At 58.8% G+C, this 14,491-nt stretch carries 13 protein-coding genes and 1 tRNA gene; 4 read left to right on the plus strand and 10 right to left on the minus strand.

The window, feature by feature from the left end:
* Positions 1–21 precede the first annotated feature (21 nt).
* Positions 22–627, minus strand: coding sequence for a CGNR zinc finger domain-containing protein (locus HMPREF2927_RS06460; RefSeq protein ID WP_070686557.1), 606 nt, complete (start codon positions 625–627; stop codon positions 22–24).
* 90 nt (positions 628–717) lie between these two features.
* Between HMPREF2927_RS06460 and HMPREF2927_RS06465 the strand changes: the two genes are divergently transcribed.
* A complete protein-coding gene (locus HMPREF2927_RS06465) occupies positions 718–1,470 on the plus strand; it encodes an MBL fold metallo-hydrolase (protein WP_070686558.1) in 753 nt (250 codons plus the stop codon).
* A 127-nt stretch (positions 1,471–1,597) separates the two neighbouring features.
* The gene (locus HMPREF2927_RS06470) at positions 1,598–2,014 is read left to right on the plus strand and encodes an MmcQ/YjbR family DNA-binding protein (RefSeq protein WP_070686559.1); all 417 of its coding nucleotides are present in this window, start codon (positions 1,598–1,600) and stop codon (positions 2,012–2,014) included.
* Between the two features lie 701 nt (positions 2,015–2,715).
* On the opposite strand, the gene HMPREF2927_RS06475 is transcribed toward HMPREF2927_RS06470, so the two are convergent.
* The 8 genes from HMPREF2927_RS06475 to ffh form a co-directional block, all read right to left on the minus strand.
* Positions 2,716–3,003 (minus strand): antibiotic biosynthesis monooxygenase family protein, encoded by a 288-nt coding sequence (locus HMPREF2927_RS06475; protein ID WP_012903365.1) that lies wholly within the window; start codon positions 3,001–3,003, stop codon positions 2,716–2,718.
* 209 nt (positions 3,004–3,212) lie between these two features.
* Positions 3,213–4,124 carry a tRNA (guanosine(37)-N1)-methyltransferase TrmD gene (gene trmD / locus HMPREF2927_RS06480; RefSeq protein ID WP_070686560.1) on the minus strand — a complete coding sequence of 304 codons (912 nt, stop codon included), beginning with the start codon at positions 4,122–4,124 and terminating at the stop codon, positions 3,213–3,215.
* A gap of 3 nt (positions 4,125–4,127) precedes the next feature.
* Positions 4,128–4,790 carry a ribosome maturation factor RimM gene (gene rimM / locus HMPREF2927_RS06485; RefSeq protein ID WP_005505693.1) on the minus strand — a complete coding sequence of 221 codons (663 nt, stop codon included), beginning with the start codon at positions 4,788–4,790 and terminating at the stop codon, positions 4,128–4,130.
* 181 nt (positions 4,791–4,971) lie between these two features.
* Complete coding sequence (locus HMPREF2927_RS06490) at positions 4,972–5,217, minus strand: RNA-binding protein (protein ID WP_012903360.1); 246 nt, start codon at positions 5,215–5,217, stop codon at positions 4,972–4,974.
* A gap of 2 nt (positions 5,218–5,219) precedes the next feature.
* The gene (gene rpsP, locus HMPREF2927_RS06495; protein WP_005505689.1) at positions 5,220–5,642 is read right to left on the minus strand and encodes a 30S ribosomal protein S16; all 423 of its coding nucleotides are present in this window, start codon (positions 5,640–5,642) and stop codon (positions 5,220–5,222) included.
* 259 nt (positions 5,643–5,901) lie between these two features.
* Positions 5,902–6,387: an NUDIX domain-containing protein gene (locus HMPREF2927_RS06500; RefSeq protein ID WP_070686562.1), complete on the minus strand. Its 486-nt coding sequence runs from the start codon at positions 6,385–6,387 to the stop codon at positions 5,902–5,904.
* Positions 6,388–6,399: 12 nt separating this feature from the next.
* On the minus strand, positions 6,400–9,216 hold the full coding sequence (locus HMPREF2927_RS06505; RefSeq protein ID WP_070686564.1) for a hypothetical protein: 2,817 nt from the start codon (positions 9,214–9,216) through the stop codon (positions 6,400–6,402).
* A gap of 115 nt (positions 9,217–9,331) precedes the next feature.
* On the minus strand, positions 9,332–10,909 hold the full coding sequence (gene ffh, locus HMPREF2927_RS06510) for a signal recognition particle protein (RefSeq protein ID WP_070634727.1): 1,578 nt from the start codon (positions 10,907–10,909) through the stop codon (positions 9,332–9,334).
* A 346-nt stretch (positions 10,910–11,255) separates the two neighbouring features.
* Here ffh and HMPREF2927_RS06515 point away from each other — a divergent pair.
* Positions 11,256–11,338: transfer RNA gene (locus HMPREF2927_RS06515), tRNA-Leu, on the plus strand.
* Between the two features lie 218 nt (positions 11,339–11,556).
* Here HMPREF2927_RS06515 and pyk read toward each other — a convergent pair.
* Entirely contained in the window at positions 11,557–13,020 is a 1,464-nt protein-coding gene (gene pyk / locus HMPREF2927_RS06520) for a pyruvate kinase (RefSeq protein ID WP_070686566.1), read from the minus strand.
* A gap of 521 nt (positions 13,021–13,541) precedes the next feature.
* Here pyk and HMPREF2927_RS06525 point away from each other — a divergent pair.
* Entirely contained in the window at positions 13,542–14,114 is a 573-nt protein-coding gene (locus HMPREF2927_RS06525; RefSeq protein ID WP_049327782.1) for a flavodoxin domain-containing protein, read from the plus strand.
* Positions 14,115–14,491: the final 377 nt, after the last annotated feature.

The following is a 14,491-nucleotide window of genomic DNA, read 5'->3' on the forward strand; positions in this document are numbered from 1 at the left end:
CATCTTCAGCATGCACGATTTTTAGTCACCTTCAGCCTGCGCGCGTTTACGTTCATAGGAGCGGGCGGCTCGGATACGGTCACCACAACGCACGCTGCACCATCTACGTCGCGCATGGGTTCGTAACATGATGCGGTCGCAGTCGGGTGCTTCGCATTCAGAGAGTTTATCTGCTTCTTCGCCAGTCAGTAATGTGATGGCATCATAAGCGATGCGAGCGATGGCGTAATCCACCTCTTGGGTGAGGGGCTCTTCAACTCGCCGCGTGTACCGCCGGTTTTCTGCATCCCACGCTAGAGCGTTCATGGTGAGCGCTTCATGTGCCGTCTTGTTAACGGCATGAAGCGCACCCGGGTAGGGAGGGCGCTGATTTAGGTACGCGTCAAACAGTTCTTTGATGACGTATCGAAAGCTGATGAATCTGCTGGCGCAATAGGCTTGTAGCTCATACGAGTTATTCACGATGTGGTGTTCGTGCGCCCATTCAGTGGCTGTTTCTGGGGTTCTGAGCAAATCGCATTGTTCGCCACCGGGTGTTATATAGAGCGTATTTGCTAACGCTATGCAGGGGTGTTCTTGGCTTCCGGGTGCAGCAGGAAGGTGGGCGGTTCGGTGAGATTTTTCCATACTTCTCATGGTATCACTTGTATTTTTCCGTGAATATACCTATTGTTAATCACGGCAAAAACATAATTTATCCATGAGAGGAACACTTTTATGCCTACGATTAACGTCATCACCGGCCCCACCGTCCTGATTGAATACGCGGGTTTGCGCTTCCTGACCGACCCCACCTTTGATGCCCCTCAGGACTACGACATGGGCATTACCGTTCTCAAGAAGACTGCCGGCGCCCCCATCACCCCCGAATCGGTTCTCCCCATCGACGCAGTCCTGCTCTCGCATGACACCCACCCCGACAACCTCGACACTAGCGGCCGCGCCCTCCTCCCCAAGGTCGGCCACGTCATCACTACCGAAGACGGCGAAAAGAACCTTCAGGCAGAAGGCCTCACTAATGTCATCGGACTGGCTCCCTGGAATACTTTCATCGTGGCAAAGGGATCCACTGAAGTTACCGTCACCGCAATGCCTGCACTCCACGGCCCGAACATCCCCGAAATTCAGGAGAAGGCCGGTCCCGTTATTGGTTTCCTCCTGCAGGCTGCAGGAGAACCGACTGTTTACATTTCTGGCGATAACTCCGAACTTCACGTTGTAGAGGAAATCGCTCAGCGCATTGCTCCCGTTGATGACGCTATCCTTTTTGCGGGTGCTGCACACCCCATCGGACCCGAATTCGACATGACCATGACCGCCGAGAATACCGCAAAGGCGGCAAAGCTTCTGGGCGCCCAGCGGGTGTACATTGCTCACACTGATTCCTGGGGCCACCTGGGTGAAGACTTGCAGGATACGGTTCAGGCTTTTACCCGCGAGGGAATTAACCACAAGCTCATGAATAAGTAGAGCGCTAAAAATTTCTGGGGTGTATGCGAACCATTGCATACGCCCCAGTTGTTGTATCAACACCTTAGACGTCAGCGCCATAGAGTCCATCAACAGAACCCATCAATGACCAGATAAACTCGAAGCTATGAGTACAAACCCCTCCCCCAAACTTCTGGCCCCCGAGGACCTCGAACGCACCGTTGACCGCCTCGCGCTCGCCATGCCGCTGGCGACGCGCGATCAGCCGTTCGGGCCCGAGCACACGGTGTACCGAGTGGGCGGCAAGATCTTCGCCATGTACACGGAGGGCATCGGCTACCCCATCGTGAACCTCAAAACCGACCCGGAAGAATCCGAGGTGTTGCAGCGCATCTACCCGAGCATCATTCCGGCATGGCATATGAATAAGCGGCACTGGATTTCCGTGGGCGCCGGCGAAGGAATCACCGAGCGGGTGCTAGAGGAGTTGGTCGAGGATGCGTACCTACGCGTCATGTACTCGCTACCCAAGGCGAAGCGACCCATCGAGTTCCGCGAGCGCCCGGTACCCGAAAAGCACTAGGTAGAAAAGTCCTAGGCCGAAAAGCACTAGGGTCTGAAGGAATCTTTTAAACAGCGGAGCGGGCGAGCACCGGTCCGGACCACCGGCTTGCTCACCCGCTTTGCAAAGCACATTCCTATCCGCGATTGGGAGGGTCATCAACCACGATGAACGCTCGAACCACCAAGCTCCATCCCATATATTGCGGGGTTCCGTACCATGCACCACTTGTGTGAATACGTGATAGTTGAGTCGGCGCCCTTGCCAGACCTTCCTATGCAGAGGAGGCGCTCACATGGGTGCACTGAATATTTCCCTTGAGTGACTCAGCTACGTCATGCGATGTAGCTGAGAGGGGATCGCTGTCTTCGCCCGAACTACCGGCACGGACGAATGTGTGCTCTCGAGAATAATAATAGCCTTTTTGCATCACGGTGTCACTTTCGGGTTGAGGTATTCCACCTGTTCCTATTGAGCGTATTTCAGGTGTTTTATAGCACCGAACCCACATATCCAATCACAGCGAATACCTGCGGATTTTAAGCCCCGAAAAATCAAGGAGGGGCCGCCCTAAACCCTCCTTATATCGCCTCCACATGGGCTAATACCTACTTAAAGCAATATTCAGAAAAGTCAGCGCGACCCCTCACTATATGAGATAAATTCTTCATCTCACATGGGCTTCAACCGTAAATCCGGTCAGACGCAGACAAACACAAATGTTAGTCGTCGAATTCCACCTTCTCGAAGCTCATGGTGCCATCAGCGTGCGAGACAACAGTGTTCGGGTCACGCTCACGACGAGCCGCCGCGTACGCATCGTGGCTTGCCTCATCAACCCAGCGGGTCACCACAAAGTAGTCGCCGCCCTCATCCAGGGGGCGCCACAGCTCAAAACCCTCAAAGCCGGGGAAAGAGTCAGCAATGTGGCGGGCAGCAGCGAAGCGCTTCTCCAGCTCAGCCTGGTTGTCGCCAACGACAGCAAGACGGTGAACCTTAACAACGGACATGTGTCCTCCTTCTGTTGAGTACGTGCTTTCAACGATGAAAGCGTATTACCACCTCGCACCACCTATAGGTAGGCTATGTTCTTAGCGAGGTTACCCTCAGAATAACGGTTTGCAGGCACAAAAAATAGGGGTCAGCGCCAACTAACAGTTATATGACGCTAACCCCCATTCAGAGGATTACGAGGCGCTCGCGAGCGCCTATTCGAGGCCTAGGAATTTGCCTCGGGCTGGGCGGTATCGGCAGGAGTTGCGGGGCTCTTCTTCGCCTTCTTCTGAGCCGCCTTCGCCGGGTTCGCAAAATGCACCCCGCGCTCAGCCAAGAAGCGGCGGTCCTTCTTATCCCACTGCTCCACCGGGTACGCCTCCAACAGGTCGGGGCGGCGCTCCAGGGTGCGCTCAATCTGACGGTCACGACGCCAACGTGCAATCGCACCGTGATTACCCGACAGCAGCACCTCCGGCACCTCACGGTCACGCCACACGGCGGGCTTCGTGTACACCGGATACTCCAGCAGACCGCCCGTATGCGACTCCTCTTCCAGGGAGGCGGGGTTACCCATCGCGCCGGGAATCAGGCGGGTGATCGCCTCAATCATTGCCATGACCGCGACCTCACCGCCGTAGAGCACGTAGTCGCCCAGGGACACGGGCATCACGCGGAAGCTCTCCTGCGCCCAGTCCAGCACGCGCTCGTCGATGCCTTCGTAGCGTGCCGGGGCGAAGACAATATGCTTCTCCTCCGCCAGCTCGTACGCCATCGCCTGATCAAAAACGGCACCCGCAGGGGACGGGACAATCAGCAGCGGACGGGTATCAGCGGCGGGTTCGGCAGCGAGACCAGTCCCCTCAGACTTGGCACCCTCAGTGGAATCTTCGGAAGCGTTCAGCGGGGAGGCGGCAAGCACCTCATCCAGCGCCAAACCCCACGGCTCCGCCTTCATCACCATGCCCGCGCCACCGCCGTACGGAGTGTCATCCACCGTGCGGTGACGGTCAAACGTGTATTCACGCAAATCATGCAGGTGCAGATCCACCAGACCCTTCTCGCGTGCCTTACCCAGCAGGGACAGCTTCAGCGGCTCCAGGTACTCGGGGAAAATCGTGACCACATCGTAGCGCACAGACTACTCCCCCGCCTGCTCGGTCGCCTGCGCAGAATCCTGCTCAGCATCCTCGACCAGGTCAATCAGACCCGCCGGAGGAGTCAACAGCACAAAGCCGGGCTCATCCTCGGTCGAGGGAACCACCTCGGGCACAATCTCCTCAACAAACGGAATCATGATCTCTTCACCCGCACCGGATGCAAGGCGCGGCGAACGAGCCAGCTTAATCAGCAGCAAATCCTGAACCGGCATGGTCTGCAGACCGGTCACCTTGCCCAGCGGCTTGCCAACAGCCGGGTTATCCACGGGGCTCTCACCCTCGGGCACGTCAGCGAGCAGGTACACGGGCAGGTTCACGAGCTCCTGCTCGTAGAAGCCCTCTTCATCGCCCTCATCCTCGGGCACCTCGTAGACCAGGCGGCTACCGCGCAGCTCCTCAGCCTGGTTGCGGGTGGTCACCTCATCAAAACGGACCACCAGAATCTTCTTGTTCCAGCGGGCACCGGCAACCGTCAGCTCACCGGTAGGCGCCACCGAAGCGGCAGCAGAGCCGGGCTTAAAATTCTCGATACCGAGCACCTCACCGCGGGCAAAACGCTCCTGCGGGGCATCAGTAAAGAGCTGAACCGTCACCTCACCACGAATACCGTGAGGCTTACCGATACGAGCCACCACAACCTGCATAATTTTCCTCCGCTGGATACAAGCTAAAAACCTACGCCGTGCACGTGCACGGCTCCCACTATTCTACCGGGCACTTAGGACGGGCGCATTCTGCCGCCCGCACTACCACCGGGACCCGGGTACGCGAAAGCCCCCGCCTTCCGGAAAAACTCCGGGAGCGGGGGCTTCAAGCGTTTACGAGCTAGCGTCGCTTTTTGTCGGTGTCGATAATGTCGATACGCATCGGCTCGCCATCAGAAATAGCCTCCATCACCAGACGGATGCTCTTGGCGGTACGACCAGACCTGCCGATAACTCGGCCCAGGTCATCCGGATGCACGCGAACCTCAAGGGTTTCACGGTGACGCTGAGTGCGCAGGCGCACCTTCACGTCCTCCGGACGATCGACAATCCCTCGAACCAGGTGTTCGAGTGCGTCAGCCAACATAATTACTCAGCTGCTTCCTCAGCCTCAGCCTCGGGTGCTGCTTCCTCAGCAGCCTCTTCAGCCTTCTCAGCCTTGGGGGTGATAGCCTCGGGCAGGATCACGGAACCCTTTTCGGGAACAACGAACTCAGCCTTAGCCTCGACGGGCAGAACCTTGGACTCTGCCTTCTCGCCCTTGAATGCAGCCCAGTCGCCCGAGAGCTTCAGCAGAGCCAGAACCTGCTCGGTCGGCTGTGCGCCGACGGAGAGCCAGTACTGAGCACGCTCAGAGTTGATCTCGATACGCGAGGGGTGCTCGGTCGGGTGGTAAATACCAATCTCTTCGATGGTCTTACCGTCGCGCTTGACGCGCGAATCAGCAATCACGACGCGGTAACGAGGATCGCGGATCTTACCCATACGCTTGAGACGAATCTTAACAGCCACTTTAGTGGTTACTCCTGTTTCATAATTTGGTGCGAGGCACACGGTTCAGCACCCGTGGGGCGGGCCATTCACGGCGCCTCTATGGACACAACGGCACGCGAAGAGAGGGGTCGCGCGTCGCCGGGTACTCAGCTAGGGTATCAGAGCCCAAGATTTTAAGCTAGCGACACGGAAAAATAATTGCCACAGGCACCGAACATCACTTTTAAACAGCGTTCTGTGCCCGGTAGCTCCCTGCGAAACCGCTCTGTAGCCGCCGCTAGTCGAGGTTGCTCATCTCCAGAGTCTCCCCCGTCTCCAGGGCGCGGTAGCACTCACGCAGACGCTCCACCATCGACGGGCGCACATAACCCTCCAGGTTCTCCGGAGCCACCCACTCGTAGGTCACCAGCTCGGCATCCTGCAGGGCAATCTTCGTATCCGCCGCAATCACGCCGCCGTCGTACATGTAGTAGGTCGAATCACCCCACACACCCAGCGACAGGCCGTGGAAAATCAGCAGCACGCGACCCAGCTTCAGGTCCAGGCCCAGCTCCTCCACAATCTCACGCTCGCAACCGGGCTTGGGGGCCTCGCCCGCCTCCACGGTACCGCCGGGAAGAATCCAGCCGTCCTTATAGTTCGGCTTCACCAGCAGCATCTCGCCGCGCTCATTACGAATCAGCGCGCCCGCCGCCAAACGGCGCGTAGGCAGGGTGGCGATAAAAGCCTTCAGCTCTTCATCGCTCAGATAGGAATCCTTCATGGCTTCTTTCCTTTAGCGGTCGGTTTTCTTCGCAGCGCGCTGCCTGATGCTACGCACTATACCCAGGGCACGCTCACGCAGTCCAGAGGGTGCCTGCTCCATGGACGGGGCGGCATCCTCCACCGTGCGGTAGTTGCCCTCACGTAGGTCATCAATGAGAGTGCGCTTGGTCGAGGGCTGCTCACCGGTGGTATCCCCCGGATGCACCAGCTCAGCATCCGCAACCGGGCGGGCATGCTTCTTCAACTGGGTCTGCTCGAAAGAACGCAGAACCGTCGGAATCAGAGCCGACTCGACCGTAGCGTTCAGCGCAAAGAGCGCGGCAGCCACCGAGAACTTACGGCTCGCCTTACCCTGCGCGCGGCGGCGGCGCGCCACATTCGCCAAGGTCAGGGCAATAGCGCTCTGAGCCGTCACATCCGCGCCCAGGACAAGACCCACGCGGCGGGTCTTCGCACGAATCTGCTCCGGGGTCAGGCGCTTGCGGCGCGAACGAGGCGCGGGGCCCTGAGTGGATGAACTCTGCGGTGCGGGGCCCTGGGATGCCGGTGCCTGATGCTCGGTATTCTGCGATGCGTTCGGCGCAGGTTCGTCGCCCGCCGCGGCATCAGATTGTGCACCCTCAGCCGAGGTCGCCTCAGCCTGCGATGCGGAAGACTGGCTGGAGTACGGTGCGAGGGCAGCCCTCAAATGGGCAAGAACAGCTTCTTCTTCCTCCGGGGTGAAATTCCTGCCCCCCGTAGGCTGCGCATCGTCCTTCTCGAAATCGCGGTCCTGCTCATAGGGACCCTCGAAGTCATCAAACGCCTCGGCGTCCAGGAAGTCTTCTTCCTCATCAAGAGCGTCTTCCGGGAAAGACATATGAGTGTACTCGAAAGGAATATGGCCTTCGCTAATGGCGTCCATCCACTCGGCGAGGGTCACGCGGCGGCCGGTCGCAACCAGTCGGTAGCTACGCTCCATGGGCGAGGGGAAGTTACCCGGGTAGGGCTCAATCTCCTCGTCATCTTCGAAGGAATCGTCCTCTACGGGGGTGCTCTCGGAGAAAGTAGCCTCGGCAGCGGAGTCATCCAGCGGGAAGGTAACGTCCAGTGCTTCAGAAGTCTGCGCTTCATCAGCAGGTTCAGCCGCAGGCTGCGCGAAGCCCTCATCCTCATTGCCGAAGATGCGCGCCGTGCTAATCGACGCCACATCAAAACCGGTGGTCGGCACCAGCGCCAGCTCCGTGGGAACATCCAGCAGCTGCAGCACCGACTCCAACGCCAGGGTATTGCTCGTATCGCGCAGGTACGCATTCAGGCGGCGACCGGCAATGGAGTCAGCCTCCACACCAAACATCGCCATGACATTAGCGATGCCCTGCTCGATTTCATCCTCATCAGAACCGAAAATCTTCGAACCCGAAAGCTCCGGGGCGCTACCGGGAAGCTCCGACAGCAGATCCTCCAACACGCCGCCAAAACGTGCAACTTCCTCACGGCTGAGGGCACGGTTCAGGCGCTTAGGCACACGCTGCCAGGTGAACTCCTCCACGAGATTCTCGTAGGGTTCACCGAACGCTTCCAGGTACCACTCCTCATCCGAGTAGGGCTCGCGGGCGGGCTCCTCATAGACCACCAGATGCTGCTGGTTCGCGTTGCCCTCAGCAATCAGGGCGTTGCAGTTCAGCAGGCCCAGCAGCGCCATCAAATCCACCGGGTCGGCAGAAATGAGGGTCCACTCCCCCGCCGGCGCGGCAACAACCTGCCGAGTACCGGCAGAAAGGTACGCCAAAAGAAGCCCCGTAATCATGTCAATGGGCAGGTCAACGAGCATGGCGGCATCGCCGTCCACCAGGAACTCCAACTCACCCTGACCACCGGGCAGCTCCTCCCACACGGTCGCCTCCCCCTCAAGGGCGGCACCGGTAACCGGCAGCTGATCCACCAGCTGCGCCACATAATCCTCAACGGGGGTACCCACGTGCAGGTGGCCGTCAGCGACCTCCAGCACGTTCATGTAGCCCTCATCATCCACGGCGCACAGCACGTAGAGCTGCACCTGATGCTCACCCATCTCGTAAGCAATCAGCTCCGGGGAGGCGGCAGTCGCCTCAATGAGGGCGGCAATCAGCTCCTCATCGGTGGTGGAACGAGCCATGATGCGGCGGCGCTGAATCTTCTCCTCCAGCTCCATGGTCTGCTCGATGCGCTCATTGCGCTGCTTCTCGGCGGTGCGCTCCTCATCCTGCGCGCGCAGGTACTCGGGGCTATCCGACTCGCCGGTTCCGGCGGGTGCGGGGGCATCGTCCCACATGCCGGTGAGCTTATCGACGGTCCACTCTTCGCTCTCCAGGGCGGCGGCGAGGCGGTCAACCTTCGTGCGGTCGTTCCAGGCGCGCTGCGTATCGGAGTCTTCCGCCTTCACCTCATCGTGCATGCTGCGGGCCTCACGAATCAGGTTCAGAATGGTTGCGGCAACGTCGTCAACGGCGGGGTCGTCGCTCTCACTGGAGTAGACGAGGTCGCCCGCCAGTTCGGCGGAGTGCTCCCCGTACTCGAGGGCGATACGCGCCCAGACGGGGGTGTACCCGGGAAGGATGTTCGAATCATTGTCGAAGCCGTCCGCAAAGTCGCCCGAAAGCTCCTCTTCACGAACCTCTGCGGGAGCATCAGAGAAGCCCAGCGAGCCCTCCTCAGTTACAGACTCAATTGTAGACTCGCCTGCAGATTCGCCGGCAGGGTCCTCTACAGAATCATCAGCGAAGGCGCGCTGAGACCACGGCGTGACCTGCTCATTCAGCTGATCATCCGCGTTCTCTCGATCCCAATTCTGCTCGTTCTGAGCCATTGATACCTTCCCTTCACACCCATTCATGCACCCAAACCGGGCACCATACCGGTACGGGTGCGCCCCGTCACCACGTGCGCACCCGTACCACCCCTTACGGGGCTCATATTTGCTCTTACTGCAGGAACTTCTCGAAGCCCTTCGGCAGGTTCATGCTGGACAGATCCATCTCCTGGTTCTGAGCCTGCTGACCGAATGCAGCACCGGCGCGAGCCTGCTGCGCCTTAGCTGCTGCCGCCTCCTGCGCCGCACGCTTCTGCGGGTTGCCGGAGCGAGCCTTCTTCTTCTTGTTGCTTTTCGCGTTCTTACGAGCGCCACCCGCCGCAGCCGCCATACCGGGCATCTGCATACCGCCGGGCATGCCGGGCATCTTGCCCGAAGCGAGCTTCTTCATCATCTTCTGAGCCTGAGCGAAACGCTCCATCAGCTGGTTCACCTCAGACACGGTCACACCAGCACCCTTAGCGATACGGGCACGGCGAGAACCGTTAATGATGCGCGGAGCCACACGCTCGTGCGGGGTCATGGAGCGAACAATTGCCTCTACGCGGTCAATCTCGCGCTCGTCAAAAGCCTCAAGCTGCTGACGCATCTGAGCCGCACCGGGCATCATCATGAGCAGCTTCTTCATGGAACCAAGCTTACGAATCTGCTGCATCTGAGCCAGGAAGTCCTCAAAAGTGAAGTCTTCCTGATCGATGAATTTCTTCGCCATGCGGTCGGCTTCAGCCTTATCCCACTGAGCCTCAGCCTGCTCAATCAGAGTCAGGATGTCACCCATATCCAGGATGCGGCTTGCCATACGGTCCGGGTGGAACTGCTCAAAGTCAGTGACGTTCTCACCGGTGGACGCAAACATAATCGGCTTGCCGGTCACCGAAGCCACCGACAGAGCCGCACCACCGCGGGCATCACCATCAAGCTTAGACAGGACCACACCGGTGAAGTCCACACCCTCGTTGAATGCGTTAGCGGTGTTCACGGCGTCCTGACCAATCATCGCATCAATGACGAACAGAACTTCGTGCGGCTCAATGGCGTCACGAATATTGCGTGCCTGCTGCATGAGCTCAGCGTCAACACCCAGACGACCCGCGGTATCGACAATCACTACGTCGTGTAGCTTAGCGCGAGCCTCAGCCACACCGTCACGTGCCACCTGCACGGGATCGCCGGTGGGGACGTCAAACTCGCTGGTCACACCGGGGTGCGGCGCGTACACGGGCACGCCCGCACGCTCACCGACGACCTTCAGCTGGGTCACCGCGTTGGGGCGCTGCAGGTCGGATGCAATCAGCATCGGGGTGTGCCCCTGGCCCTTCAGCCAGTGAGCCAGCTTGCCCGCCAGGGTGGTCTTACCGGCACCCTGCAGACCCGCCAGCATGATGATGGTCGGGCCGCTCTTCGCCATGTTGATGCGGCGGGTCGAACCGCCGAGGATGCTCACCAGCTCCTCGTTCACGATCTTGACGATCTGCTGGGAGGGGTTCAGCGCCTCGGAAACTTCCGCACCAAGAGCGCGTTCCTTCACGTGGGCGGTAAATTCGCGGACCACGGGGACGGCGACGTCAGCGTCGAGCAGGGCGCGGCGGATTTCGCGGACGGTTGCATCAATGTCTGCCTCGGAGAGGCGGCCCTTGCCGCGCAGGTTCTTAAAAGTTGCCGTCAAGCGGTCGGAGAGAGAATTGAACACGAGCCGTGATCACTTTCTTAACGTTGAGGTGGCCCCCAGCCGCGAAGGCGAACGGGGATGGTTAGTCAGTCTTTAAGGATACAGGATGCGCGCTTTCTCCCCCGCCTCCATCTGTGGATAAATGGTGCCGGTTCACCCTGAGCTCAGGATTTACACTCAACGTCCCTCCCACACCCCTCAGCAAATGCGCGGCAGGTGCCAGACTTACCCCCTCATAGAGGCGCAACAGAAACCCTCAGCAGATGTTCCGCACCCCGCCTCAGCCTGCTCAACACGTCAGATAGATTAGATTTTCTAGACAGCCTGGGTTAGAATTCTAAAGGTGTTACGCACGAATGCGTGATACGCCCGAGTGGCGGAATTGGCAGACGCGCCTGACTCAAAATCAGGTTCTTCGGAGTGTGGGTTCGAGTCCCACCTCGGGCACCAACGCAAAAGCGGCGGGAAAGTTTCAAACTTTCCCGCCGCTTTTCTGTATCCGCTTCTGTACCCCTGTACCCCACCCGCGCATCAGATGGGACAACTACACCAACACACAAAACCGCCGCCCGGCCGTGAGAATTCACGACCGGGCGGCGGTTCTATATACCTAGCGTACAGGCTGAGGATTACCCTCAGCTACGCATCGAAAAAGATTGGTGAGCGGCTTAGCGCTTGACCTCGTTCTCCTCGTAAGGACGCAGAGTCTCACGCTCGCCCTCAGCACCGTAGACGCGGTGTACCTGGACCATGTTGGTGGTACCTGCGCGGCCTGCGGGAGCGCCGGCAGCAACGACGACCAGGTCGCCAGCTTCTGCCAGACCGTTCTTCAGCAGGTACTCGTCCACGAACTGGAACAGACCTTCCTGATCGGTGATCATCTCAACCTGCTCAGCGTCAACGCCCCACAGCATGGACAGGAAGGAGCGAACCTTCGGGCTGGTGGTGAACGCGACAATCGGGGTCTCGGGGCGCAGACGTGCCAGACGACGTGCAGAGTCACCGGACTGGGTGAAAGTAACGATGAGCTTTGCGTCCAGCTGGTCAGCGATGTTCACTGCTGCGCGGGTAATTGCACCACCGCGGGTGCGGGGCTTGCGGTCCAGCTCGGGCACGCGGTACAGGCCGCCCTTTTCGGTGTCCTTGACGATCTCGGCCATAGCCTGCAGGGTCAGAATCGGGTACTTACCGACAGAGGTCTCACCGGAGAGCATTACTGCGTCTGCACCGTCGAGGATTGCGTTAGCGCAGTCAGAAACCTCTGCACGGGTGGGGACGGGGTTGTCGGTCATGGACTCGAGCACCTGGGTTGCCACGATGACGGGCTTTGCCCAACGGCGTGCCATGTCGATTGCCTTCTTCTGAACGAGGGGAACCTCGGAGAAGGGTAGCTCAACACCGAGGTCACCACGAGCGACCATGATGCCGTCGAACTTGTCGATGATGTCTTGCAGGTTCTCAACTGCCTGGGGCTTCTCAATCTTGGCGATGACGGGTACGCGGATACCCTCTTCGTCCATGATCTTGTGGACGGGCTCAACGTCTGCACCGGTACGGACGAAGGAGAGTGCAATGATGTCTGCACCCATCTTCAGTGCGAAGCGCAGGTCGTTTGCGTCCTTCTCGGTCAGTGCGGGCAGAGAGACCGCAGCGCCGGGCAGGTTGATGCCCTTGTTGTTGGAGATGGGGCCGCCCACGATGACGCGGGTGCGAACGCGGGTGGGAGTTACCTCAATAGCTTCGAGGCGGATCTTGCCATCGTCGAGCAGGAGCTTGTCGCCGAGCTTTACGTCGCCGGGCAGGCCCTTGTAGGTGGTGCCACAGATTTCTGCGGTACCTTCAATGTCTTCGGAGGTGATGGTGAAGTCTGCGCCGGGCTCAAGGTATTCCTTGCCGTTTGCGAAACGCTCGAGGCGAATCTTGGGGCCCTGCAGGTCGGCGAGGATAGCAACGTCCTTACCGAGCTTTGCAGACTGGTCACGGATGGTGTCGTAGCGTGCCTGGTGCTCGGCGTGGTCACCGTGGCTCATGTTCAGACGGGCGACGTTCAGGCCAGCCTTGATTGCCTCGGAGATCTTCTCGGGGGACTCGATTGCCGGACCGATGGTTGCAACGATTTTTGCGCGCCTCATGTACCTAACCTTTGTGTGTTGTTTCATGTGGCCCCTGAGGGCTCACACTGATTTTCCGGGGAAGACTAACGTCAAATTCCCAATTATTCCCACGCGTTCTAACAGGTAACCACATGCCGGATGCGTGGGACTCTTTCTCAATTATAGGGGTTTTGCGCCCTCTTGGGTATGTTTCTCCCAACTCTTTCCACCGAAGAAATTGTGTTTCACGTCGCATTTTGAATGTCACCCCCCTCCATCGAACACACCACAGAAAGCCGGTTTTCACCCCCACCACCTCCGCCTCTCCCAGAAAGTAAATTAGGGTACTTTTTACCCATAGATAGCCAGCACTGCACAATATTTAGTCGCACTCGAGAACGTTCGAGCATATTTCAAAAACATAGAGACACTCAGAGTGGGCTATGAGAAGATAGATAGGGCATCCAAAAGCTGGGCGATTTCACATTTTCGCGCGCCTAGCCTATATTGGAACCCATAATTAGTATTTGAAATGCGAAATATATCTGGAAGGTTCACAGATGACTACTCGCGTGCTGATTATCTTCGGCTCCACCTACGGCTACACCGAACAGTACGCCACCTGGCTGGCAGAAGATCTGCGTGCACTCCCGCAGGCCCCCGAGGTTGAGACTGTCCCCGCCTCCAAGGTCACCCCCGAGCAGGCTGAGGCATTCGACGCTTTCGTCATTGCCGGCAGCGACTACGGTGGATTCCTCAACGGTGCACCGGCACTTCGCAAGAAGATCCTGCCGATTATTGCGCCCAAGAAGAACCGCACCGCGTTCTTCACCGTCTCCTTCACCGGTGAATACTCCAAGAAGCTGCTGGACAAGGCTGTCGCCAAGAGCTACACCCCCGAACTGACCGAAGGTCGCCCCGTCTACCACCTGCGTGGCGGCATCGACTTCGACAAGATTTCGCTGGCTCACAAGACTGCCCTGAAGGGCCCGGTGCGCGCATGGCTCATGGCGAACCCGCACCCGAACGAGGGTATTCAGCAGATGCTCGAATGCTACAAGACCGGTAAGGCTGAGTACATCGATCGCGAGACCCTCAAGCCGCTGGTCGAGGACATCGCCAAGTTCCTCTAAGTCCTTCGGGAAACACAAGCTTTCACCTCTTCCCACCCGTCTCTTTCAGCCGGACATCAGAACCTGAAAGAGCGGGCGGGAAGAGCCGAGATAAACGTGCCAACAGGCACCATATACGTGGTCGATGACTCTTCATCTCTCCTGCATCGACCATGCAACTCCGGGTGCCGGTGCGAGGCCGCGCCAAATACAGTACCCGGAACATGAGGGGTGGGTCTTTGTGTGTGCGGCCCACCCCTTTCCTTATGTCCGCAAGCCAAAGCCCCGGCAGCGTAGCCTCCGACAGAGCAGTCCACAGAGTGAAATTCACAATGCCCCGGCGTGTCGCGCACCTAAAATTTTTTGCAAAAAATTGAGCCCATAAATGCACCGACAAG

The sequence above is a fragment of the Rothia sp. HMSC061E04 genome (assembly GCF_001813685.1).
Lineage (GTDB): Bacteria > Actinomycetota > Actinomycetes > Actinomycetales > Micrococcaceae > Rothia > Rothia mucilaginosa.

Excerpts from the sequence above, each read along its gene's own strand:
- HMPREF2927_RS06490 (WP_012903360.1), bottom strand. The coding sequence starts at position 5,217 with ATGTTGGCTGACGCACTCGAACACCTGGTTCGAGGGATTGTCGATCGT.
- HMPREF2927_RS06470 (WP_070686559.1), top strand. The coding sequence starts at position 1,598 with ATGAGTACAAACCCCTCCCCCAAACTTCTGGCCCCCGAGGACCTCGAA.
- HMPREF2927_RS06460 (WP_070686557.1), bottom strand. The coding sequence starts at position 627 with ATGGAAAAATCTCACCGAACCGCCCACCTTCCTGCTGCACCCGGAAGC.
- HMPREF2927_RS06505 (WP_070686564.1), bottom strand. The coding sequence starts at position 9,216 with ATGGCTCAGAACGAGCAGAATTGGGATCGAGAGAACGCGGATGATCAG.
- rimM (WP_005505693.1), bottom strand. The coding sequence starts at position 4,790 with ATGCAGGTTGTGGTGGCTCGTATCGGTAAGCCTCACGGTATTCGTGGT.
- HMPREF2927_RS06500 (WP_070686562.1), bottom strand. The coding sequence starts at position 6,387 with ATGAAGGATTCCTATCTGAGCGATGAAGAGCTGAAGGCTTTTATCGCC.
- HMPREF2927_RS06475 (WP_012903365.1), bottom strand. The coding sequence starts at position 3,003 with ATGTCCGTTGTTAAGGTTCACCGTCTTGCTGTCGTTGGCGACAACCAG.
- HMPREF2927_RS06525 (WP_049327782.1), top strand. The coding sequence starts at position 13,542 with ATGACTACTCGCGTGCTGATTATCTTCGGCTCCACCTACGGCTACACC.
- HMPREF2927_RS06465 (WP_070686558.1), top strand. The coding sequence starts at position 718 with ATGCCTACGATTAACGTCATCACCGGCCCCACCGTCCTGATTGAATAC.
- pyk (WP_070686566.1), bottom strand. The coding sequence starts at position 13,020 with ATGAGGCGCGCAAAAATCGTTGCAACCATCGGTCCGGCAATCGAGTCC.